20 protein-coding genes, 1 tRNA gene and 1 pseudogene are annotated in these 21,878 nt (G+C 70.9%); 6 read left to right on the top strand and 16 right to left on the bottom strand.

What is annotated here, in order from left to right; genetic code table 11:
* Positions 1–68: 68 nt before the first annotated feature.
* Both ACGFH8_RS11650 and ACGFH8_RS11645 read right to left on the bottom strand, forming a co-directional pair.
* Complete coding sequence (locus ACGFH8_RS11650) at positions 69–1,136, bottom strand: BMP family protein (RefSeq protein WP_393367079.1); 1,068 nt, start codon at positions 1,134–1,136, stop codon at positions 69–71.
* A 277-nt stretch (positions 1,137–1,413) separates the two neighbouring features.
* Positions 1,414–1,755, bottom strand: a complete 342-nt coding sequence (locus ACGFH8_RS11645) for a hypothetical protein (RefSeq protein WP_355031947.1) — start codon at positions 1,753–1,755, stop codon at positions 1,414–1,416.
* 202 nt (positions 1,756–1,957) lie between these two features.
* Here ACGFH8_RS11645 and ACGFH8_RS11640 point away from each other — a divergent pair, with 202 nt between their 5' ends.
* The 3 genes from ACGFH8_RS11640 (at position 1,958) to ACGFH8_RS11630 (ending at position 5,250) form a co-directional block, all read left to right on the top strand.
* Complete coding sequence (locus ACGFH8_RS11640; RefSeq protein ID WP_393366228.1) at positions 1,958–3,004, top strand: LacI family DNA-binding transcriptional regulator; 1,047 nt, start codon at positions 1,958–1,960, stop codon at positions 3,002–3,004.
* A 32-nt stretch (positions 3,005–3,036) separates the two neighbouring features.
* The gene (locus tag ACGFH8_RS11635; RefSeq protein ID WP_393366226.1) at positions 3,037–4,671 is read left to right on the top strand and encodes a glycoside hydrolase family 13 protein; all 1,635 of its coding nucleotides are present in this window, start codon (positions 3,037–3,039) and stop codon (positions 4,669–4,671) included.
* Between the two features lie 207 nt (positions 4,672–4,878).
* Positions 4,879–5,250 (top strand): VOC family protein, encoded by a 372-nt coding sequence (locus ACGFH8_RS11630; protein ID WP_393366225.1) that lies wholly within the window; start codon positions 4,879–4,881, stop codon positions 5,248–5,250.
* Between the two features lie 12 nt (positions 5,251–5,262).
* Here the strand turns inward: ACGFH8_RS11630 and ACGFH8_RS11625 are convergent, their stop codons facing one another.
* From ACGFH8_RS11625 to ACGFH8_RS11600, 6 genes and pseudogenes are all read right to left on the bottom strand, one after another.
* Positions 5,263–5,700, bottom strand: coding sequence for a hypothetical protein (locus ACGFH8_RS11625; RefSeq protein WP_393366222.1), 438 nt, complete (start codon positions 5,698–5,700; stop codon positions 5,263–5,265).
* Positions 5,701–5,779: 79 nt separating this feature from the next.
* On the bottom strand, positions 5,780–6,148 hold the full coding sequence (locus tag ACGFH8_RS11620) for a GntR family transcriptional regulator (protein WP_393366221.1): 369 nt from the start codon (positions 6,146–6,148) through the stop codon (positions 5,780–5,782).
* A gap of 17 nt (positions 6,149–6,165) precedes the next feature.
* Entirely contained in the window at positions 6,166–7,092 is a 927-nt protein-coding gene (locus ACGFH8_RS11615) for a YihY/virulence factor BrkB family protein (protein WP_393366218.1), read from the bottom strand.
* Between the two features lie 79 nt (positions 7,093–7,171).
* Positions 7,172–7,753 (bottom strand): 2'-5' RNA ligase family protein, encoded by a 582-nt coding sequence (locus tag ACGFH8_RS11610; protein ID WP_393366216.1) that lies wholly within the window; start codon positions 7,751–7,753, stop codon positions 7,172–7,174.
* Positions 7,754–7,766: 13 nt separating this feature from the next.
* Positions 7,767–8,792, bottom strand: a complete 1,026-nt coding sequence (gene trpS / locus ACGFH8_RS11605) for a tryptophan--tRNA ligase (RefSeq protein WP_393366214.1) — start codon at positions 8,790–8,792, stop codon at positions 7,767–7,769.
* A gap of 222 nt (positions 8,793–9,014) precedes the next feature.
* Positions 9,015–10,019, bottom strand: a pseudogene (locus ACGFH8_RS11600) (hemolysin family protein); the annotation flags it as partial.
* 195 nt (positions 10,020–10,214) lie between these two features.
* Here ACGFH8_RS11600 and galE point away from each other — a divergent pair.
* Both galE and galK read left to right on the top strand, forming a co-directional pair.
* Positions 10,215–11,201 (top strand): UDP-glucose 4-epimerase GalE, encoded by a 987-nt coding sequence (gene galE / locus ACGFH8_RS11595; protein ID WP_393366212.1) that lies wholly within the window; start codon positions 10,215–10,217, stop codon positions 11,199–11,201.
* Complete coding sequence (galK, locus tag ACGFH8_RS11590; RefSeq protein ID WP_393366210.1) at positions 11,198–12,367, top strand: galactokinase; 1,170 nt, start codon at positions 11,198–11,200, stop codon at positions 12,365–12,367. Before galE ends, galK begins: the two co-directional genes overlap by 4 nt.
* Before the next feature lie 218 nt (positions 12,368–12,585).
* Here galK and ACGFH8_RS11585 read toward each other — a convergent pair whose 3' ends face one another.
* From ACGFH8_RS11585 to ACGFH8_RS11550, 8 genes are all read right to left on the bottom strand, one after another.
* On the bottom strand, positions 12,586–13,881 hold the full coding sequence (locus ACGFH8_RS11585; RefSeq protein ID WP_393366208.1) for a sulfate adenylyltransferase subunit 1: 1,296 nt from the start codon (positions 13,879–13,881) through the stop codon (positions 12,586–12,588).
* Positions 13,881–14,792, bottom strand: a complete 912-nt coding sequence (cysD, locus tag ACGFH8_RS11580) for a sulfate adenylyltransferase subunit CysD (protein WP_357241383.1) — start codon at positions 14,790–14,792, stop codon at positions 13,881–13,883. The genes ACGFH8_RS11585 and cysD overlap by 1 nt, the downstream gene beginning before the upstream one ends.
* A 75-nt stretch (positions 14,793–14,867) precedes the next feature.
* Positions 14,868–15,698 carry an inositol monophosphatase family protein gene (locus ACGFH8_RS11575; RefSeq protein ID WP_393366206.1) on the bottom strand — a complete coding sequence of 277 codons (831 nt, stop codon included), beginning with the start codon at positions 15,696–15,698 and terminating at the stop codon, positions 14,868–14,870.
* Between the two features lie 134 nt (positions 15,699–15,832).
* Complete coding sequence (gene pth, locus ACGFH8_RS11570) at positions 15,833–16,426, bottom strand: aminoacyl-tRNA hydrolase (RefSeq protein ID WP_393366204.1); 594 nt, start codon at positions 16,424–16,426, stop codon at positions 15,833–15,835.
* A gap of 87 nt (positions 16,427–16,513) precedes the next feature.
* Positions 16,514–17,203: a 50S ribosomal protein L25/general stress protein Ctc gene (locus ACGFH8_RS11565; RefSeq protein ID WP_393366202.1), complete on the bottom strand. Its 690-nt coding sequence runs from the start codon at positions 17,201–17,203 to the stop codon at positions 16,514–16,516.
* A 355-nt stretch (positions 17,204–17,558) separates the two neighbouring features.
* Complete coding sequence (locus ACGFH8_RS11560) at positions 17,559–18,539, bottom strand: ribose-phosphate diphosphokinase (protein ID WP_393366200.1); 981 nt, start codon at positions 18,537–18,539, stop codon at positions 17,559–17,561.
* Between the two features lie 58 nt (positions 18,540–18,597).
* A complete protein-coding gene (glmU, locus tag ACGFH8_RS11555) occupies positions 18,598–20,130 on the bottom strand; it encodes a bifunctional UDP-N-acetylglucosamine diphosphorylase/glucosamine-1-phosphate N-acetyltransferase GlmU (protein ID WP_393366198.1) in 1,533 nt (510 codons plus the stop codon).
* A gap of 110 nt (positions 20,131–20,240) precedes the next feature.
* A tRNA-Gln gene (locus tag ACGFH8_RS11550) sits at positions 20,241–20,312 on the bottom strand.
* A 403-nt stretch (positions 20,313–20,715) separates the two neighbouring features.
* Here ACGFH8_RS11550 and ACGFH8_RS11545 point away from each other — a divergent pair.
* Complete coding sequence (locus ACGFH8_RS11545) at positions 20,716–21,681, top strand: acyl-CoA desaturase (protein WP_393366196.1); 966 nt, start codon at positions 20,716–20,718, stop codon at positions 21,679–21,681.
* Positions 21,682–21,878 lie beyond the last annotated feature (197 nt).

Genomic DNA, 21,878 nt, shown 5'->3' with positions numbered 1-21,878 from the left:
AGCGGCCGGTCGGTCGTACCTGTCCCCGCCGACCCCCCGATGATCTCACCGGAGGGGCCGGCCGGTTGTCACTTGGTCGGCTGGGCCTTCGAGGTGACGGTGATGGTGCCGGCGGCGATGTCGGCCTTGATCTTGTCGATCTCCGCCTTCAGCTCGGCCGGGACCTTGCTGTCGAAGTCGTGGTACGGGGCGAGCGAGACACCGTTGTTGGCCAGGGTGCCGACGAAGCCCGGCTTGGCCGGCAGCTTGTCACCGCCAGCGGCCTTGACCACGGCCTCCTTGACGGCCTCCGGGATGTTCTTGACCACGGTGGTGATGATCGCCGAGCAGTCCGGGGTGCTCTGGCAGCCGTCGACGTCCACCCAGATGGTGCTGTACTTGCCGCCCGAGGCCTTGGCCGCGGCGGTGGTGCCGAGGCCGGAGCCGCCGGCGACCGGCATGATGATGTCCGCGCCCTGGGCGACCAGCGCGTCGGAGACCTTCTTGCCCTCGTCCTGCTTGGCGAAGTCGTTGGTGAAGGAGCCCTTCTGGGTCTCCTTGTTCCAACCCAGCGCCTGGACGTTCTTCTTCTTGGTGGTGTTGAAGTACGTCACGCCGTCGACGAAGCCGTCCATGAAGATGGTGACCGGCGGGATCGGCAGGGCGCCGTAGGTGGCAACCTTGCCGCTCTTGGTCATCCCGGCGGCCAGGTAACCGGCCTGGAACGCGGCCTGGGCGGTGTCGAACTGCATCGGGTAGACGTTGGCGTCACCCGGGTTCGCGTCGACGATGCCGAACTCCTGGTTGGGGTTCGCCTTGGCGATCTTCGAGGTGGCGTTGGCCATCAGGCCACCGACCGCCAGGATGAAGTCACACTTCTGGTTGACGTACTGCGTCAGGTTCGGCTCGTAGTCGGCCTCCGCCTTCGACGCGACGAACTTGATGTCGATGTTGTCGTTGGCAGCCTTGGCGTCCTTCAGACCCTGCCAGGCCGAGGCGTTGAACGACTTGTCGTCGATGCCGCCGACGTCGGTCACCATGCAGGCGCTGAACTTCTTGGCGCCACTGCCGGCGTTGTTGTCATCCTTGGGGGCCTCGCCACAAGCGGCGGCGGTGAGCGCGAGCCCACCCACCGCGACGATCGAGGCGATCCGCATCCCACGCACCGAGCGCAAGACGTCTCCTTCCCATTGCACACCGCGCCTAGTGCGGTGGCAGCCCATCAGCCGACCTGCGGTGTGCCGCCGGCTGTCCCACGTTACGGACGGGAGCGTACGCCCGCGCCCACCCACCGGCCGACAATCGTGCACGACTGTTGAGCGCCTGTTACCCGGGTGTAACCCTTGCGTGGGGCACGTCACTCCTGGTGCTGGTAACGGCGTGTCCAGGCGTCCGTAAGGTCCGTTTCCCGGGGGCGGCGGCCCCCCTCGGACGTTACCGCCAAAAGACCGCGACCGCCGCGTTGACCAGGGTCAGACCGACTATCGCGAGGAAATGACCGCGATTTACCACGTCCCGCTTCCGCGAGAAGAAGACCATGACGAAGATCAGCAACGCGATGACCAACTTCGTCACAAGTTTCGCGGGTGCCGGCTCGTCGCCGTCGCGCAGCGGCGCGGAGAGGCCGAGCCCGGTCAGCAACTGGATCACCGCCCCCCAGAGCATCGCCGGGTTGATCCGCAGCCGGCCACTGATGTATTGGGCGATCGAGCCGCCGAGCAGCAGGGCGAAGCCGATCAGGTGGACATAGAGGAGGATGAGTCGCAGCGCTTCCACGTCGCTCATCCTCCCCCATCAACGACACTTTGTAGTAGGGGGTCCGACCGGTCGGCGCGTCGGCGCCCCTCGGCGCTACCGCCGGCCCCGGCCGCGAGTCGTGTCGGCGAGCCAGGGAGGCCGCAGCCGGCAACTTGTTGCCGGAGTTGCAATGGTTTGCAGAGCGCCTCGCAAGAACTTGCCGGTGGGCTAAAGTGCCGCCATGCGCGCTCGACTGTCCGACATCGCCCAGCAGGCCGGAGTCAGCGAGGCCACGGTGTCGCGGGTGCTCAACGACCGCCCCGGCGTGGCAGCGGAGACCCGGCAGGCCGTCCTCACCGCACTTGACGTGCTCGGCTACGAGCGCCCGGCCCGGCTGCGCAAGCGCAGCGCCGGGCTGGTCGGCCTCGTGGTGCCGGAGCTGGACAACCCGATCTTCCCGGCCTTCGCCCAGGTCATCGAGTCGACCCTGGCGCAGAGCGGGTTCACCCCGGTGCTCTGCACCCAGACCGCCGGCGGCGTGACCGAGGACGAGTACGTGGAGATGCTGCTGGACCGGCAGGTCTCCGGCATCGTCTTCGTCTCCGGTCTGCACGCCGACACCGCCGCCAACCACGACCGCTACCGGGCGCTGCTCGCCCGACCGCTGCCGATCGTGATGATCAATGGACACGTGCCGGACGTCGGCGCCCCCTTCGTCTCCTGTGACGACCGGGAGGCCGCCGAACTGGCCGTCGCCCACCTGGTCGCGCTCGGGCACCGACGGATCGGCCTGATCACCGGCCCGGACCGGTTCGTTCCGGTGCGGCGCAAGGTGGCCGGCTGGCGCTCCGCGATGACCCGACTCGCCGGTGTCGCGGAGGCCAACCTCGACCCACTCGCCGAGTTGTCGCTGTTCGGTGTGGAGGGTGGCGAGGCGGCCGCCGGCCGACTGCTCGACCGGGGTGTCACGGGCGTCGTCTGCGGTTCCGACCTGATGGCGCTCGGCGCGATCCGGGCGGCCCGCCAACGCGGCCTCCGCGTGCCCGCCGACGTCTCCGTGGTCGGCTACGACGACTCGCCGCTGATGGCCTTCACCGACCCGCCGCTGACCACCGTGCGGCAGCCGGTCGCCGCGATGGCGGTGGCCGCCGTCCGCGCGCTGGTGGACGAGATCAACGGGTACGGCGCTCCGCACTCGGAGTACCTGTTCCGCCCGGAGCTGGTGGTGCGCGGCTCCACCGCCGTCGTGCCGAGCGCCGCACGTCTGCCTTACGCAAGATCTGCTTGACTCTTGCAGCTGCCGGGCGGCATATTGCTCCGATGATCAGCACCGCCACCCCACCCCGCACCGATGATCACAACTGGTGGCGCTCGGCGGTCGTCTACCAGGTGTACGTCCGCAGCTTCGCCGACAGCGACGGCGACGGCACCGGCGATCTCCAGGGCATCCGGCAACGTCTGCCGTACCTGCGCGACCTCGGGGTGGACGCGCTCTGGCTGACACCCTTCTACACCTCCCCGATGATCGACGGCGGGTACGACGTCGCCGACTACCGGGACGTCGACCCGATGTTCGGCACCCTCGCCGACTTCGACGCGATGATCGGCGACGCGCACGCCCTCGGTCTGCGGATCATCGTCGACCTGGTGCCCAACCACACCTCCCACGCACACACGTGGTTCACCGCCGCGCTCGCCGCCGGGCCCGGCTCGGCGGAGCGGGCCCGCTACCTCTTCGCCGAGGGCCAGGGCACACACGGCGAGCTGCCCCCGAACGACTGGGAGAGCATCTTCGGCGGCCCCGCCTGGACCCGGGTCGCGGACGGCCAGTGGTACCTGCACCTGTTCGACCCCACGCAACCGGATCTGAACTGGCGGCACCCGGAGGTCCGCGCCGAATTCGAGGACGTGCTGCGGTTCTGGCTGGACCGGGGCGTGGACGGATTCCGCGTCGACGTGGCGCACGGCATGATCAAGGCCGAGGGGCTGCCGGACGTCGGCTTCAGCACGACGACCACCGGCCAGCGTCAGGTCGAACTGCTCGGCAAGGGCCGCCTCCCGTATTTCGACCAGGACGAGGTGCACGAGATCTACCGCGCCTGGCGGCCCATCCTGGACAGCTACCCCGGCGGTCGGATGGCGGTCGCCGAGGCGTGGGCCGAGACACCCCAGCGCCTGGCGCGCTACATCGGCCCGGACGAGTTGCACCAGGCGTTCAGCTTCGACTTCCTCGACGCCACCTGGTCGGCCGACTCGTTCCGCAAGGTGATCGACACGGCTCTGGCCGAGGCGAGCGTCGTCGGGGCGCCGACCACCTGGGTGCTGTCCAACCACGACAAGCAGCGGCACGTCACCCGTTACGGCGACGGCGTCGAAGGGCTGCGCCGGGCCCGCGCCGCCAGCCTGCTGATGCTCGCCCTGCCCGGCTGCGCCTACCTCTACCAGGGCGAGGAACTGGGCCTGCCGGAGGTCCTCGACCTTCCGGACGAGCTGCGCCAGGACCCGGCGTTCCTGCGCACCGGCGAGAGCCGCGACGGCTGCCGGGTGCCCATCCCGTGGAGCGGCGAGCTGGCCCCGTACGGCTTCGGCCCGGCCGGCAGCGAGCTGAGCTGGCTGCCCACCCCGGCAACCTGGCGGGCCCTGTCCGTCACCGCGCAGACCGGCGTGCCCGACTCGACGTTGGAGCTGTACCGGACCGCGCTGCGGATCCGGCACCAGCACCCGGCGCTGGCCGACGAGGCCGACGGGATCACCTGGCTGGAGAGCGAGCCGGGCGTGCTGGCCTTCGCCCGCGACGCCGGCGACAGCGCACTGACCTGCGTGGTCAACCTCAGCGGCGCACCGGTCCCGATCGACGGGTACGGTCTGCCGCTCGTCGCCAGCGACGCGCTCACCGGGCCGGACGCCGGCCGGTTGCTGCCCGTCGACGCGGCTGTCTGGTTACAACGGCGCTGAGCGGGTAACAACCTCTCGACCTGGTCGTTCGTTGTGCCCCGCGCCGACGGGCGACTGGGCTACCGGCCCCTTGTGGTGGGGGGTGAGGTGTCACCGGCGCCACGCGGAGTCCGCTCCGCGTGGCGCCGGTGTCCGTGTGCCGCCGGTGGTGTTGCCGGCCGCCGTCGCGGGTACCGCATCGGGCACCGTCACTACGGAGGTGAACCCATGGGGGTACGGGTCGCGCAGTGCACACTCGACGTCGAAGACCTGGACGTGATGGTCGCGTTCTGGTCCGCGGCGCTCGGCTACGAGGTCGAGCAGGGCGACGACGGCAGCGCCAAGCTCTGGCCGCCGGAGCAGTCGTCGGCCGCCGCGCCCACCGTGTGGTTGCAGGGCTCCGCCACCGCCAAGCGGGGCAAGAACCGGCTGCACCTCGACCTGGTCGCGGACGCTGACCCCGAGGCCGAGGTCCGACGGCTGCTGAGCCTCGGTGCGCGGCACGTCGACGTCGGGCAGACCGGGACCGAGGGGTTCACGGTGCTCGCCGACCCGGAGGGCAACGAGTTCTGCGTGCTGGACGGCCCGCCGACCCGCTGACGCCCGCCGGGTTCACTTCGCGGTGAGCAGCGCCGCGATCCGGGTGAGGCCGGCACGTACCTCGGCCTCGTCCGGCGGTTCGGCGGGCGCACCGTGGCCAGCCTCGTCGGCGGCGGCGTCCAACTCCTCGTCGATCACGTCCTCGAAGTCGCCGTACAGATCGGCCCCCTCGACCTGGCGGGCCTCGTCCTCGGCGGCGACCTGGGCGGCGGCGATCTCACTACGGATCTCGTCGGCGGACAGCGCCGGCAGCAACGGCTCCACCACCGCCATGAGTTGCTCCTCGGCCACCACCGCCTCGGCCAGCGCCAACGCGTGCGGCCGCTCGTACGGCCCGCAGACGACCGGCTCCCACTCGTCGAGGTCACCGAGCGGACCGAAGGTGATGATCCAGGGCAGCCCGAGGAGCGGCGAGTCGGCCGGCAGGTCAAGTGTCATGAGTGCGCCCACCGGCTCATCATGGTCCGCTAACGCGAGCGCCGACGCCTTTCGGCTCAGTTTCCGCCCGTCTGGTGGGTACCTGCGGCGGTCAGCCGGGGCGGACGGCATCCAGGGCGGCGCGGACCAGGGCGAGCGCGGTGGCCGGCGGTACGCCGAGCCGCGCCGCCTCGGCCGCGTAGCCGGCCGCCGTCCGCTGGAGCCGATCGACGGCGTCGTCCCGGCCAGGGGCGACGAAGGTGCCGTTGCGCCCGCGGGTCTCCAGCAGCCCCGCGGCCTCCAACTCCCGGTACGCCCGAGCCACCGTGTTCACGGCCAGGCTGAGGTCGGCGGCGAGCTGCCGGACGGTGGGAAGTCGGCACCCGACCGGCAGCCGACCGTCGCCGATCAGCTCGGCGAGCTGCCCCCTGACCTGCTCGTACGGGGGCACCGACGAGTCCGGGTCGACCGAGATCAGCATCCGCACACCTTCCGTCCTCAACTCGCGCCACCTGGCGTACCGGGATCGGTGTCCTCGTCGACCACGCCCGCCGGGGCGGCGGCCTCGGCCAGGTCCACCACCCGCCCGTTCCTGCTGGTGGCGAGGAGCGCGGCGCCGAACAGCACGAGTTGGTTGAGCAGATAGAGGTAGAGCAGCAGACCGACGGCACCGGCCACCACCGTGTACGCCGGATTACGCTCGGTACGCACCACGTAGTACCGCCCCACCGTGTTCAGCAGGGTGATGCCGACCGCCACCAGCAGCACCACCGGGCGCAGCCGGGACCGGCTCATCCGCAGCCGGGGCACCGCGAGCAGCAACGCGGTGGCGAGGACCGCGTTGACGAGCACGCTGAGCACCGCGCTGACCGTGGTGAGACCCACCGACCCGGTACTGCGCAACAGGAAGCGCAGGAACGACTCCAGCGCGTCCACCGCCGCGACCGAGACGCCGAGCAGCACGAAGATGCCGATCATCACGCCCAGGTCGACCAACCGCCGGATCACCAGATTTCCCGGCTGCTGGTTGAGGTGGTACATCAGCCGCTGTGAGGACCGGATGGCCTCCACCCAGCCGATGCCGGTGAAGACCAGGATGACCAGGCCGACCACACCGACCGTGCCGCTGGAGTTGGCGATCTGCTCGGCGTCCAGGAAGGGCAAGTTCTCCTTGAGGAAGTCGGCTGCCGCGGCGCTGACGTCGTCGTTGTCCTCCAGGATCGCGCCGAAGATGGAGAACGCGACAAGGGCGAGGGCGAACACCGCGAAGAAGCCGTAGTAGGCGATCGCGGCGGCCAGCCGCCCGGCCAGCACCTCCCCGTACAGGGCGCCGGCGCGCCACACGTGATCGAAGAGCCCCGACCGGTGGCGCGCGGCGCTCACCCAGCGGTCGATGCCCGCTTCGATCCAGCCGATCACGTTCACGCGATCATCCTCGCCGATCTCCCACCGCCGTCGTGGCAACCGGCTGCCGATGCGCACCTACCGGCGCGTCGCCGACGGGTCAGGCGCCGAGGCGGAAGTCCCGACGCGGCTGCCACCGAGCCTCTCCGCTGTGTGAGAAGAGGGTGAACGCGTCGACCTCGAACATCGCTGAGAAGTCGGCCAGATCCTCGTACACCCGGTCCAGGGTCTCCGGTGCCACGTCCTGCGCCACGGTGACGTGCGGATGGTACGGGAAGCGGGTCTTGCGGTGAAGGTCCGGCGTCGCGGTGATGGCGGCGGCCAGCAACTCACACTCGCTGATGCCGGCGGCCACCGCGACGAACACGACCTGGGTGACCGGACGGAACGTGCCGGTGCCCCGCAGGTGCAGCGCGAACGGCAGGTGTGTGGCGGCGACGTCGGCCAGGTGCCGCTCGACGGCGGGCAGGCTGGCCGACCGGATCTCGGTGGGCCCGAGCAACGTCACGTGTGCGGGCACCGCGAGCGAGTCGCCGGCCTCGACCCGCCGCCGGGTGAGCTGGGCACCCCAGGGCTCGGGAATGTCCACAGCGATGCCGATCTGGATGGTGTCGCCGGTCGGCGGCACCCCGCCACTGCGATCCACGCTTCGCGCCGCCCCTCCGGCCACCGACCCGTTCACCTGTCCCGCGGAGCTACTCGCCGCGCACGGGCGGGAAGAACCCGACCCGCTCGTACGTGGACTTCAGGGTCGCCGCCGCCACCGCGCGGGCCTTCTCCGCGCCGGCGGCGAGCAGCTTGTCCAACTGCGCCGGGTCGTCGAGGTAGGCGCGGGTGCGCTCCTGGACCGGACGGACGAACTCCGCCACCACCTCGGCCAGCTCCTTCTTCAGGTCGCCGTAGCCGCGGCCCGCGAACGCGGCCACCAAGTCGTCGATCCCGCGGCCACTGAGCGCCGAGTAGATGGTCAGCAGATTGGACACGCCCGGCTTCGTCTCGGCGTCGAAGACGATCTCCCGACCGGTGTCCGTCACCGCCGACCGGATCTTCTTCGCGGACCGGGCCGGATCCTCCAGCAGGTCGATGATGCCGGCCGGCGAGGACGACGACTTGGACATCTTCGCCGTCGGGTCCTGAAGGTCGGTGATCTTCGCGGTGTCCTTGACGATGTGCGGCGCGGGCACCGTGAACGTCGGGCCGAACAGCGAGTTGAACCGCTGGGCCAGATCCCGGGACAGCTCCAGGTGCTGGCGCTGGTCCTCGCCGACCGGCACCGCGTTTGCCTGGTAGAGCAGGATGTCGGCGGCCTGCAGGACCGGGTAGGTGAACAGCCCGACGCTGGCCCGCTCGTTGCCCTGCTTCTGCGACTTGTCCTTGAACTGGGTCATCCGGCTGGCCTCGCCGAAGCCGGTGATGCAGCCGAGCACCCAGGCCAGCTGCGGGTGCTCGGGCACCTGCGACTGCACGAACAGGGTGCTGCGGTCCGGGTCGAGCCCGACCGCGAAGAGCTGGGCGGCGGCCACCCGCGTCCGCTGCCGCAACAGCGCCGGGTCGTGCCCCGCGGTGATGGCGTGCAGGTCCACCACGCAGTAGAACGCGTCGTGGGTGTCCTGCAACGCCACCCAGTGCCGCACCGCGCCCAGATAGTTGCCGAGATGGAACGAGTCGGCCGTCGGCTGGATGCCGGAGAAGACGCGGGGACGGGCGGGAACGTCGGACATGGCGATAATTCTGTCAGCAAGCAAGCGGGTCCGTCATGACGGGCCGGCGGGTCGGCCACGGCCCGCCGGTGTCGGGGCGCTGACCTCGGGTGGCGCGCCCGGACCGACCCGTCGCGTCGGCCCGGCAAGCGACCCACGGCGCTGCCCGGCCACCGTCTCCCGCGCCGACCCGACACCGTGCTCGCGGCGCTGCTCGGTGTCCTGCTCGCGGCGCTGCCCGGTGTCCTGCTCGCGGCGCTGCTCGGTGTCCTGCTCGCGGCGCTGGTCCGGCACGCGGACGGCGGAGACCGCGAGCCGCGCCACCCGACGGCCGTCCAGCGCGAGGACCCGCAGCAGCCAGCCCTCCGGCGGGTCGGCCGGATCCGGCCCGCCGACGTCGGCCGGCTCACCGGGCACCGGCACCTCGTCGCCGGTCACCGGAAGCCGACCCAGCGCGGCCATCACGAACCCGCCGACCGTCTCGTACGGCCCGACGGGCAGCGCCACCCCGGTCCGTTCGGCGAAGTCGGCGAGGTTGAGGCGGCCGTCCACCACGGCCGGCAGGCCGGCGTGCACCGGGTCCGGCGGGGTGTCGTACTCGTCGCGGATCTCGCCGATCAACTCCTCGATGAGGTCCTCCAGCGTGACGATGCCGGCGGTGCCGCCGTACTCGTCGACCACCACCGCCAGGTGCTGGCCCTCCCGGCGCATCTCGGTCAGCGCGGGTAACACCCGCTTGCTACCGGGAAGTCGCTTCACCTCCCGGGCCAGTTCGCCGACGGTGGCACACGGATCGGCGTCCGGGCGCAGCAGCACGTCCCGGAGGTGCACGAAGCCGACCACGTCGTCGTGGGTGCCGTCGGTGACCGGGTAGCGGGTGTGCGTCTCGGCGCGGACCAGCCGGGCAGCCTCGGTGATGGTGAGCCGCGCCGGGAGGAAGACGACCTCGGTGCGCGGCATCATCACCTCGCGGATCAGGCTGGCGCCGGCCACCAGGACCTCGTCGATGATCCGCCGCTCGTCCGGGTCGAGCAGCGTGTTCGCCGCCACCAGGTCCCGCAACTCGGCCTCGGTGATGCGCTCCCGGCCGGCCGCCGGACCGGCTCCGAGCAGGTCGGTGACGAGTCGGGAAGCGCCGTCGGCGGTGCGGACCAGCACGCGGGCCACGGCTCGGGCGAGCGGCCCGGGGTCGCGGCGGGGTCGCACCCGCACGCGTCGCCGGAGCCCGGTACGGGCCGCTTCCCGCATGACAGAGATGGTAGACACCGATTGCTCGCCGCACCGGGAATCGGGCGGAGCGTACCCGACATGTTCGGCTCTGTTTAATCATGAGAGTTTATGATGGAATGAGGTTGGCGGTGCCGTCGGTTCGGGCACCGGCCGCCACCCTAGGGTGATCAGCGAAGGCCACGTCCCGGGCGGGCCAGGCAGGAGGCAAACGACGTGAAACTGCTCGTCACCGGGGGCGCCGGCTTCATCGGCAGCGTAGTGACCCGGATGCTGCTCGACGCGGGTCACCAGGTGGTCGTCCTCGACGACCTGCGCACCGGGCACCGCGAGTCACTCGCCCCGGACGCGACCCACGTCGAGGCGTCCATCCACGACGCCGCCCGCGTCCTCACCCCCGACGCCGGCTTCGACGGGGTGCTGCACTTCGCGGCCCTGATCGCCGCCGGCGAGTCGATGGTCAAGCCGGAGCTGTACTGGCAGAACAACACGGTCGGCACGCTCGCCCTGATCGACGCGGTCCGGGCCGCCGGGGTGCCCCGCATGGTCTTCTCCTCCACCGCGGCCGTCTACGGCAACCCCACCGAGCTGCCGATTCCGGAGACCGCGGTCAAGGCGCCCACGAACACGTACGGCGCCACGAAGCTCGCCGCCGACATGGTGCTCACCTCCGAGACGATCGCGCACGGGCTGGCCGCCGTGTCGCTGCGCTACTTCAACGTGGCGGGCGCCCATCTCGACGGCGACGTCGCGCTCGGCGAACGGCACGACCCGGAGACGCACCTGATCCCGATCGCGCTCGAGGTCGCCGCCGGCCGGCGGGAGAAGCTCCAGCTCTTCGGCGACGACTACCCCACCCTGGACGGCACCTGCGTCCGCGACTACATCCACGTCGCCGACCTGGCCCGCGCGCACCTGCTGGCGCTGGACGCGGCCACCAGCGGCCAACACCGGATCTACAACCTGGGCAACGGCAACGGCTTCACCAACCGCCAGGTCGCCGACGTGGTCCGCGAGGTCACCGGGCACCACCTGCCCGTCGAGGTGGCCCCGCGCCGCGAGGGTGACCCGGCCGAGTTGGTCGCCTCCTCCGCGTTGGCCCGCGACGAGTTGGGCTGGGTGCCGCAGAAGCCGACCCTGCACGACATGGTCGGCGACGCCTGGGCCTTCTACCGCACGCACATCCTGGAGCAGCAGCCGTGACCGACCCCACGCGTGCCGTCGCCGACCGGGCCGCCGCCGGCTTCACCACGCGGTACGGCGGCCAGGCCGCCGGCCGCTGGGCGGCTCCCGGCCGGGTCAACCTGATCGGCGAGCACACCGACTACAACGAAGGGTTCGTGCTGCCCTTCGCGCTGCCGTTGCGGACCGTCGTCGCCGCCGACCGGCAGGACGCGGAGCAGTGGACGGTCTGGTCCGAGCTGTCCGACGAGACGATCACCTTCGGGGCGGACGACGTCGCCGAGGCCGGCCGGGTGACCGGCTGGGGCGCGTACGTCGCCGGGGTGGTCTGGGCGCTGCGCGAGGCCGGCCATCCGGTTCCGGGCGCACGGCTGGCGATCGCCTCCGACGTGCCGCTGGGCTCCGGGCTCTCCTCCTCGGCCGCGTTGGAGTCGGCCGTGCTGGCTGCCCTGCTCGACCTGGGTGGGCTGGAGTTGCCCGCGGAGCTCCAGCCCCGGCTGGCGCAGCGGGCGGAGAACGTCTACGTGGGCGCCCCGACGGGGATCATGGACCAGTCCGCGGTGATCCGCTGCCGTGCCGGGCACGCCCTCTTCCTGGACTGCCGCGACGAGTCGGTCGAGCAGATCCCGTTCGACCTGGACGCCGCCGGTCTGGCGGTGCTTGTCATCGACAGTCGGGCGCCGCACCGGCACGCCGACGGTGAGTACGCGGCCCGCCGCCGCTCCTGCGAGGCCGGGGCCGCCGCGCTCGGCGTCGCCGCGCTGCGGGACGTGGGTGTCGACCAGCTCGACACCGCGCTGGCCCAGCTCGACGACGAGGAGACTCGGCGACGGGTCCGGCACGTGGTCACCGAGGACCAACGCGTACTGGACACGGTGGCGCTGCTGCGCGCGGCCCGGGTCCGCGACATCGGCCCGCTGCTCACCGCGTCGCACGTCTCCATGCGCGACGACTTCGAGATCACCGTGCCGGAGATCGACACGGCGGTCGAGGCGGCGTTGGCGGCCGGCGCGCTCGGCGCCCGGATGACCGGCGGCGGCTTCGGCGGCTGTGTCCTGGCCCTGATCGAGGCCGACCGCGCCGACGAGACCGCCGCCGCCGTCGAGGCCGCCTACGCCGAGCGAGGTTTCACGGCCCCCGGCACCCTGACGGTCCTCCCCTCCCCCGGCGCCACCCGCCTGCCCTGACCCCCCACCCCGTCGGGAGATGGGTCGGGGTGATCGTGCTCGAACATGGAAGTAGTGGCCTCGCCCAACGGGCGAGGCCACTACTTCGTGGATCGAGCGCGATCTTGCCGGCGGCCGGCGGGCGGCGGCAGGCTGGCGGCGGGGCGGCGCGATCTTGCCGGCGGCCGGAGGACCGACGCGCGGCGGGCCGCCGGCGGGGCGGCGGGCCGGACCTCGGGTCAGGTGGCCTCGACGATCATGGCGGCGCCTACCGTGCGGTTCGTGGTCTCGTCGATGATGACGAAGCCTCCGGTGGTGCGGTTGCGGCGGTACTCGTCGGCGAGCAGCGGCACCGTCGTCCGCAGCCGCACCCGGCCGATCTCGTTGAGCCGCAGCTCGTCGGCCGACTCGTCGCGGTGCAGCGAGTTGATGTCCAACCGGTAGTGCAACCCCCGCACGATCGCCCGTGCCGACCGGGTGGTGTGCTTGATCGCGTAGCGGCCACCGACCCGCAGTGGGGCCGTCTCGTCCATCCAGCAGACCATCGCCTCGATGTCCTGGGCCACCGCCGGCGCGTTGTTCGGCCGGCAGATCAGGTCACCCCGGGAGATGTCGATCTCGTCGGCCAGCCGTACCGTCACCGACATCGGCGGGAACGCCTCCGGCACCGGCCCGTCGGCGGTCTCCACGGCGGAGATCCGACTGGTGAAGCCGGACGGCAGCACCATCACCTCGTCGCCCGGCTTGAGCACCCCGGAGGCCACCTGACCGGCGTAGCCGCGGTAGTCGGTGACAGTGGTGGACTGCGGCCGGATCACGTACTGCACCGGGAACCGGACGTCGACCAGGTTGCGGTCGCTCGCGATGTGCACCCGCTCCAGGTGGTGCAGCAGCGACGGGCCCTCGTACCAGGGCATGTTCTCCGAGCGGGCGACGATGTTGTCGCCGCGCAGCGCGGAGATCGGCACCACTGTCAGGTCCGGTGCGTCGAGCTTCGCGGCGAACGCGGTGAACTCGTCGGCGATCTGCTCGTAGACCTCCTGCGACCAGTCCACCAGGTCCATCTTGTTGACACAGAGGACCAGGTGCGGCACCCGCAGCAGCGAGCACAGGAACGCGTGCCGGCGGGACTGCTCGACCAGGCCCTTGCGCGCGTCCACCAGGATCAACGCGAGGTCGGCGGTGGACGCCCCGGTGACCATGTTGCGGGTGTACTGGATGTGCCCGGGGGTGTCGGCGATGATGAACTTGCGGCGCGGGGTGGCGAAGTACCGGTACGCCACGTCGATGGTGATGCCCTGCTCCCGCTCGGCCCGCAGACCGTCGGTGAGCAGTGCCAGGTTCGTGTACTCGTCACCGCGGGCCGCGCTGACCGCCTCTACCGCGGCCAACTGGTCGGTGAAGAGCGACTTGGTGTCGTAGAGCAGCCGGCCGATCAGTGTCGACTTGCCGTCGTCCACGCTGCCGGCCGTGGCGAAGCGCAGCAGGTCCATCGCCCGCGCCTCGGCGGCCGGGGCCATGATCTCGGTGCTCATCAGAAGTAGCCCTCCCGCTTGCGGTCCTCCATGGCGGCCTCGCTGACCCGGTCGTCACCGCGGGTGGCGCCGCGCTCGGTGATCCGGGTGGCCGCCACCTCCTCGATGACCTTCTCCACGGTGTCCGCGTCGGAGCGGACCGCCGCGGTGCAGGAGGCGTCGCCAACGGTGCGGTAGCGCACCTGCGCCTTGAACCGCTCCTCACCCGCGCGGGGGCGGAAGAACTCGTTCACCGCGTAGACCATGCCGTCGCGCTCGATCACCTCGCGCTCGTGCGCGTAGTAGATCGAGGGCAGCGGAATGCGTTCCCGGGCGATGTAGTGCCAGACGTCCAGCTCGGTCCAGTTGGACAGCGGGAAGATCCGGATCGACTCGCCCGGGTGGTGGCGGCCGTTGTAGAGCGACCACAGCTCCGGTCGCTGGTTCTTCGGGTCCCACTGGCCGAACTCGTCGCGGAAGCTGAACACCCGCTCCTTGGCCCGCGCCTTCTCCTCGTCGCGGCGCGCGCCGCCGAACAGCGCGTCGAAGCGGTGTTTCTCCACCGCGTCCAGCAGCACCGGCGTCTGGATCCGGTTGCGCATCCCGTCGCCGGACTCCCGGACCATGCCGCTGGCCAGCGCCTCCGGCACGCTCGCGACCACGAGTTGCAACCCCAGCTCGGCGACCCGCTGGTCGCGGTATTCCAGCACCTCGGGGAAGTTGTGCCCGGTGTCGACGTGCATGACGGGGAAGGGAATGCTGGCCGGGGCGAACGCCTTCTGCGCCAACCGCAGCATGACGATCGAATCCTTGCCGCCGGAGAAGAGCAGCACCGGGCGTTCCATCTCGGCGACCACCTCGCGCATCACGAAGATGCTCTCCGCCTCCAGGGCGTCCAGGTGGGAGACCCGGTAGGCGGCGGGGGTGGTCATGACACCGGCTCGATTCGCTCGCTCATCCGATTTCCAGACCTTTCCGGTCGGACATGTCAAGAAAGTGCGCTCAGGCTACCCGGAATGTCTCTGCAACGCTGCAAGCAACCGGCTGGCGAGATCCTTGCGACAGACCAGCAGGTCCGGCAGGCGCGGATCCGCCTCGTTGTATTTCAGCGCAGATCCATCGATCCGGGAAGCGTGCAGTCCGGTGGCCGTCGCCACAGCAACCGGCGCCGCCGAATCCCACTCGTACTGCCCGCCGGCGTGGATGTACGCGTCGACCTCGCCGGTGACCACGGCGGCGATCTTCGCGCCGGCCGAGCCCATCGGCACCAGATGCGCGCCGACGTCCTCGGCCAGGTCGGTCAGGAAGACGGGCGGTCGGCTCCGGCTGGCCGCCAGGCGGATCTTCCGCACGCCGGCCGTCGCGGCCTCCACAGTCATCGGCGGGTACGCCGGCGGGTAGTCCGTGCCCAGCACCCGGTGCTGCGCCGGCAGCCCCACCGCCCCGGCGACCAGCCCGTGTGGGCTCGGCGCGCTGCGCGCCCAGAGCGCCACGTGCACCGCCCAGTCCGAGCGGCCCTCCTCGGAGAACTCGCGGGTGCCGTCCAGCGGATCGATGATCCACACTCGGTCCGAGGTCAACCGCGACACCGCCCCGGCGTTCACCTCCGCCGCCCAGGCCAACCGCGATCCCTCGTCCTCCTCGGAGAGCACCGCGTCGCCCGGCCGCCACTTCGCCAACTCCGTGCGGATCAGGTCGTGCGACACCTTGTCCCCGGCCGACTTCAGCGCGCCACCGTCCGCGAAGCCCATCTCGGCGCGCAGGTCGAGCAGCGCCTGCCCGGCCCGGGACGCCAACCATCGGGCGAACGCGCCGTCGATCATCGGAGGACTGGTCATCTGCCCGCTCCTGTCGCCTCGCCGCGACCCGTGCCCGCACGGACCGATTCGCCGCGACCACGTCGCCGGTCGCGGCACGCCGAAAGGCGCAGACTACCGGCCAACCGTTTCCGATCCGGTACGCCTCGCCCGGCTCAGCCCCCGTGGTAGAGGTTCTGCGTCGGCTCCACGCCCTTGACGATCACCGACTCCACCACGTCAGCAGCCCGGTCGACCAGGAAATCCACTTCCTTGCGCTCTGCCGTGCCGAAATCCGACAGCACGTAATCCGCCGGATCCTGCCGCCCCGGCGGTCGACCGACGCCGAACCGGACCCGAGCGTAGTCCTTCGTGCCCAACGACTTCGACATCGAGCGCAGGCCGTTGTGCCCGCCCTCGCCGCCGCCGAACTTGATCCGCACCTGGCCGAAGTCGATGTCCAACTCGTCGTGCACCGCGATCACCTGGCTCGTCGGCACCTTGTAGAACTGGGCCAGAGAGGCCACCGGGCCACCGGAGAGGTTCATGTACGTCAGTGGCTTCGCCAGCACCAGCTTCGGCCCACCGAATCCCAGTCGCGCCTCGGCCACCTCGGCCACCGCCCGCTTGTGCCGGCCGAACCGCGCGCCCAGTCGCCCGGCCAGCAGGTCGACCACCATGAACCCGACGTTGTGCCGGTTCCCGGCGTACTCCCGACCCGGGTTGCCCAGGCCGACCACCAGCCACGGCCCCGCCACCTCGTCCGTCACGACCCGTCCCTTCCGACGCTCATCCCACCCGATACGCCGACAGGCGCTCCCGAACGTCGGGAGCGCCTGTCGCAGAGTACGAACCGATCAGGCCTCGGTACGCGCCTCGGTGGTCTCTCCGCCCTCGGCGGTGTCCGCACCCTCGGAGCCCTCGGTGGTCTCGCCAACCTCGGCCTCAGCCTCGTCGGTGGCCGCCTCGACCTCGGGCAGCGTCGCCTCAAGCTGCTCGGCGGTCGGGGCAGCGGTCACCGATGCGACGGTCAGCTCCGAGTCGGCGACCAGCTCGACGCCGGACGGCAGCTCGACGTCGGCGGCGGTCACCTGGCTGCCCGCCTCCAGGCCCTCGATCGACGCCTCGAGGTGGTCCGGAACCTTTGTGGCGTCGGCGGTCACCGAGAGGGTGTCGTGGTCGTGCACGATCAGGGTGTCGCGGGCGGCCTCGCCGGTCAGCTGCACCGGAACGTCGACGGTGACCTTCTCGCCCCGGCGGACCAGGATCAGGTCGACGTGCTCGAAGGTGTCCCGGATCGGGTCCCGCTGGATCGCCTTCGGCAGCGCCAGCACCTGGGTGCCGTCGGTGATGTCGATCGCGAAGAGCTGGTTGGCGCCGCCCTTACGGATCGCGGCGGCGAACTCCCGCGACGGCAGCGCGATGTGCTTGGGCTTCTCGCCGTGGCCGTAAAGCACGGCGGGCACCAAGCCGGCCCGGCGGGTACGGCGGGCACCACCCTTGCCGAACTCGGTGCGGGGCTCGGCGCTGATCTTTACCTCGGACACGGGGAAACTCCTGATGCTTTTCGCTGCGGCGGCTTGTCGTCTGGCGGTGCTGGGGCGAGGGGCTCGCTGGGGCTCATGCGTCATGAACGACTGCCCGGAGCACCGCGTCGATGACGGTGCCTCCGTGCGGCGCTTTTCAGCGGCCCGCCGGGCACCCTCGCCGTGGCAACCGCACCAGTCTACCCGAGCTGTTTCCAGGGTTTCCGGCAGTCCCCGGTCACAGCTCCGAGCCGCCGCGCCGACGGTGTTCCCGCCAGCGCGCCAGCCCCGTTTCCCCCAGTTTGTCAGTCCGGTGACCCACCGGCGTGTCGACTGGCGGAAACGGGGCTCAAGCCGCGCTCAGCTCAGGCCGCGCTCAGCTCAGGCCGCCGAAGAGGGTGGTCACCGAGCCGTCGTCGAAGACCTCCCGGATCGCCCGCGCCAGCAGCGGCGCGATCGACAGCACGGTGAGCTTGTCCAGCTGCTTCTCCGGCGGGAGCGGCAACGTGTTGGTCACCACGATCTCGCTGATCGAGCTGTTCTTCAGGCGCTCCGTCGCCGGATCGGACAGCAGCGCGTGGGTGGACGCGACAACGATCTCCGCCGCGCCCGACTCCTTGAGGATGTCCGCGGCCTTGGCGATCGTGCCACCGGTGTCGATCATGTCGTCGACGATCAGACAGACCCGGCCCTCCACCTCGCCGACCACCCGGTTGGCCACGACCTGGTTCGGCTTCATCGGGTCACGGGTCTTGTGGATGAACGCCAGCGGGCAACCGCCCAGCCGGTCGGTCCACCGCTCGGCCACCCGTACCCGGCCGGAATCCGGTGCCACCACTGTCATCGGTCGGCCCGCGTACTTGTGCTCCACGTACTCGGCCAGGATGTCCATGGCGAAGAGGTGGTCGACCGGGCCGTCGAAGAAGCCCTGGATCTGCGCGGTGTGCAGGTCGACGGTGAGGATGCGGTTCGCGCCGGCGGTCTTCAACAGGTCCGCCACGAGACGGGCCGAGATCGGCTCCCGACCGCGGTGCTTCTTGTCCTGTCGCGCGTACGGGTAGAACGGCAGCACCACGGTGATCCGCTTGGCCGACCCCCGCTTCAGCGCATCCACCATGATCAGGGTCTCCATGACCCAGGTGTTCACCCCGTGCGTGACGGACTGCACCACGAAGGCGTCCGATCCACGTACCGAGTCCCTGAACCGTACGAAGATCTCGCCGTTGGCGAACTCGTAGGCGTCGGCCGGGGTCGGCGCGACGCCGAGCACCTCACCGATCTCCTTGGCCAACTCCGGAAAGCCACGTCCGGAAAAGAGCATCAGGCTTTTGCGGTTTTCGGCGACGATGCTGCCCATGGGCCCGTCTGCTCCCGTTATGTCGGCGGTACCCGAACCGGTGGTGGTGGGTCGGGGACTATTCGGTTGCAGTATCTCCCGCGCCGGATGTGCCGCCCACCGTCTCGGCCACGCCGTGCATTGCCTCACTGTCGCTTGCGGCGCCGGCCATCTCCGACGCACCCTTCGCGTCGCCGGCCCGCTGCGCGGCCTCGGCCGCCGGCGTACCGGCCCGCCGCTTCACCACCCAGCCCTCGATGTTGCGCTGGCGCGCCCGGGCGACACCCATCGCGCCCGCCGGCACGTCGTCCACGATCACCGAGCCGGCCGCCGTGTACGCGCCGTCGCCCACCTCGACCGGCGCCACGAACATGTTGTCCGCGCCCGTCCGGGCGTGACTGCCGATCACCGTGCGGTGCTTGTTGACCCCGTCGTAGTTCACGAAGATCGACGCCGCGCCGATGTTGGTCTGCTCGCCGATGGTCGCGTCACCCACGTAGGTCAGGTGCGGCACCTTCGAGCCGGCGCCGATCTCGGAGTTCTTCACCTCGACGAACGTGCCGACCTTCGCCTTGGCGGCGAGCCGCGCGGCGGGCCGCAGGTACGCGTACGGCCCGACGCTGGCGCCCGCGCCGACGTCGGCGCCGACGGCGTGGCTGCGGACCACTGACGCGTCGGGGCCGACGATCGTGTCGACAAGCGTGACGTCCGGCCCGACCGACGCTCCCGCACCGACCACCGTCGCGCCGCGCAACTGGGTGTTCTGGTCGATCACCGCGTCGCGATCCAGCGCCACTGTCACGTCGATCCACGTGGTCACGGGGTCGAGCAGGCTCACCCCGGTACGCATCCACGCCTCGTTGACCCGGTCGCGCAGCAGCCGGCGCAGCGCCGCCAACTCCACCCGGTCGTTGCAGCCCAACGTCTCGACGTGGTCGACGGCCATGTGCACGGCGACCGGCTCACCCGCGGAACGGAGCAGGCCGAAGACGTCGGTCAGGTACTCCTCGCCCTGGTCGTTGTCGGTGGAGAGCTTGCTCAGCGCCTCGCGCAGCCGCACCGCGTCGAACGCGTAGATGCCGGCGTTGATCTCTCGGATCGCGCGCTGCGTCGCGTCGGCGTCGCGCTCCTCGACGATCTGCTCCAGGCGGCCGTCGGCGTCCCGGACGATCCGCCCGAGCCCGGTCGGGTCGGGCACCTCGGCGGCCAGCACGGTGGCGGCCGCAGCCGCCTCCTCGTGCGCTGTCACGAGCGCGCCGACCGTCTCGGGCCGCAGCAGCGGCACGTCCCCGTTGATCACCACAACCGTCCCGACGCCGTCCGGGACGGCGTCCAGCGCGATCCGCACGGCGTGTCCGGTGCCGAGCTGTTCGGCCTGGAGCACGGGCGTGCTGTCGGGCGCGATCTCGGTCAGGTGCCCCCGAACCTGGTCGGCGCCGTGCCCCACCACGACGACGGTCCGGTCCGCGGCCAACGGCGCGGCGGCGCTCAGCACGTGACCGAGCAGCGTCCGACCGAGCAGGGGGTGCAGCACCTTGGGCAGTGTCGACTTCATCCGCTTGCCCTCACCGGCGGCGAGCACGACGACGGTACGAAGGTGGGGCTCGGGCACGACGTGGCTCCCGTCGGGACGGCGGACACTTCCGCGGCCATGCTAACCGCGAGGCCTGGCACCTCTCCCTCTTACCCCCACCCCAGCCGAAAACGGACGTACGTGGGCAGCTCGGCCGCCAGGGTTCGAACCTGAAATACGGGTACCAAAGACCCGGGTGTTGCCAATTACACCACGGCCGATCAGCGACGCGAGGACGTCGCGCGGGTGACGAATACCCGCCGCTACACCTTAGCGCCCCCGCCACCGGACGCCATCGCTCATCCCCGCCGACGCAAGCACAGATCAACTCAGCCCCCACCGGCGCCCAGCGCATCCCAGCGCAGGCCCCCGCCTGCCACCACCCCGGTGATCATGGAGTTGTCGCCCGACACGCCGACAACACGCGCGGACAACTCCATGATCAACGCGCGGGGGATGGGCCCTCGCGTGGGCTGCCTGGTTCGCCTTTGTAGGGCTTCTCACCTGGGGCTTTGGTTGGCTACGCGAGGAGGGTTCGAAACTTCCCCGTGCGATCTACGGTGCCGTAAGTTACGGTGACGTAGGCGTAGCTTCGTGATTCCCCCGTCCCCCCTGCGAGGTCTCATGTCCACCACCCTGCTCGATCCGAACCCGGCCGCCAACGGTCCCAAACCACTCACCGACGGCAGTCAGGCCACCGGCATCCTGGCCGCCCTCTGGGCCTTCGTGGTGATCCCCTTCGTCGCCCTGCTGGTCGCCGTGCCGGTGGCCTGGGGTGGCTGGCTGGGCTGGAGCGACGTGGTCATCGGCCTGGTCTGGTACGTCGTCTCCGGGCTCGGCATCACCGTCGGCTTCCACCGCTACTTCACGCACGGCTCGTTCAAGGCCAAGCGCTGGCTGCGCGTGACGCTCGCGGTCGCGGGGTCACTCGCGGTGCAGGGCGAGATCATCCAGTGGGTCGCCGACCACAGGCGCCACCACGCGTTCTCCGACCTGGAGGGTGACCCCCACTCCCCCTGGCGCTTCGGCACCAGCTTCTGGGCGTTGACCCGGGGGCTGTTCCACGCGCACGTGGGCTGGCTGTTCCGCCGGGAGCTGTCCAACCGGGAGCGTTTCGCCCCGGACCTCATCGCCGACCGGGACATCAGCCGGGTCGACCGGCTCTTCCCGGTGCTGGTGGTCATCTCGCTGCTCGGCCCGGCGCTGATCGGCGGCCTGGTGACCTGGTCCTGGCAGGGTGCGCTCACCGCGTTCTTCTGGGCTGGGCTGGTCCGGATCGGCCTGCTGCACCACGTCACCTGGGCGATCAACTCGGTCTGCCACGTCTACGGCGAGCGTCCGTTCGCGATGCGCCAGGGCGACCGCGCGTCGAACTTCTGGCCGCTGGCGATCCTGTCGTTCGGCGAGAGCTGGCACAACCTGCACCACGCCGACCCGACCAGCGCCCGGCACGGCGTGCTGCGCGGCCAGGTGGACATCTCGGCGCGGGTGATCTGGTTGTTCGAGAAGACCGGCGCGGCGACGCAGGTGCGCTGGCCAAAGCCGGAACGACTCGCCGCCAAGCTGGTGAAGCCCGTCGCACCCCACTAAAAGCGGGCGGTACGCCGGGTTGCCGCCTGGCAGGATGGCCGGATGATCGAGCCACGCGGGGGACCGGACGGCTCGGCAGACGGGGGCCGGGCCCGATCCGGGTACGGTCGGACGGGCGGCAGAGCGGTCGGACCGCCGGCCAGTGAGGCGACGACGTGAACGGGCACAGCGGAGGCACCATTCCACGGCAGGGCGTC

The sequence above is a fragment of the Micromonospora sp. NPDC049175 genome (assembly GCF_043197345.1).
In the GTDB taxonomy this organism is placed as follows: domain Bacteria; phylum Actinomycetota; class Actinomycetes; order Mycobacteriales; family Micromonosporaceae; genus Micromonospora.
This window is presented reverse-complemented; position numbering and strand designations above follow the sequence as displayed.

Coding starts and splice junctions, on each gene's coding strand:
- ACGFH8_RS11620 (WP_393366221.1), bottom strand. CDS start 6,148: ATGCTGATCTCGGTCGACCCGGACTCGTCGGTGCCCCCGTACGAGCAG.
- ACGFH8_RS11545 (WP_393366196.1), top strand. CDS start 20,716: ATGTCCACCACCCTGCTCGATCCGAACCCGGCCGCCAACGGTCCCAAA.
- ACGFH8_RS11640 (WP_393366228.1), top strand. CDS start 1,958: ATGCGCGCTCGACTGTCCGACATCGCCCAGCAGGCCGGAGTCAGCGAG.
- ACGFH8_RS11650 (WP_393367079.1), bottom strand. CDS start 1,136: ATGCGGATCGCCTCGATCGTCGCGGTGGGTGGGCTCGCGCTCACCGCC.
- ACGFH8_RS11635 (WP_393366226.1), top strand. CDS start 3,037: ATGATCAGCACCGCCACCCCACCCCGCACCGATGATCACAACTGGTGG.
- cysD (WP_357241383.1), bottom strand. CDS start 14,792: ATGACCACCCCCGCCGCCTACCGGGTCTCCCACCTGGACGCCCTGGAG.
- ACGFH8_RS11630 (WP_393366225.1), top strand. CDS start 4,879: ATGGGGGTACGGGTCGCGCAGTGCACACTCGACGTCGAAGACCTGGAC.
- trpS (WP_393366214.1), bottom strand. CDS start 8,792: ATGTCCGACGTTCCCGCCCGTCCCCGCGTCTTCTCCGGCATCCAGCCG.
- ACGFH8_RS11585 (WP_393366208.1), bottom strand. CDS start 13,881: ATGAGCACCGAGATCATGGCCCCGGCCGCCGAGGCGCGGGCGATGGAC.
- ACGFH8_RS11575 (WP_393366206.1), bottom strand. CDS start 15,698: ATGACCAGTCCTCCGATGATCGACGGCGCGTTCGCCCGATGGTTGGCG.
- ACGFH8_RS11560 (WP_393366200.1), bottom strand. CDS start 18,539: ATGGGCAGCATCGTCGCCGAAAACCGCAAAAGCCTGATGCTCTTTTCC.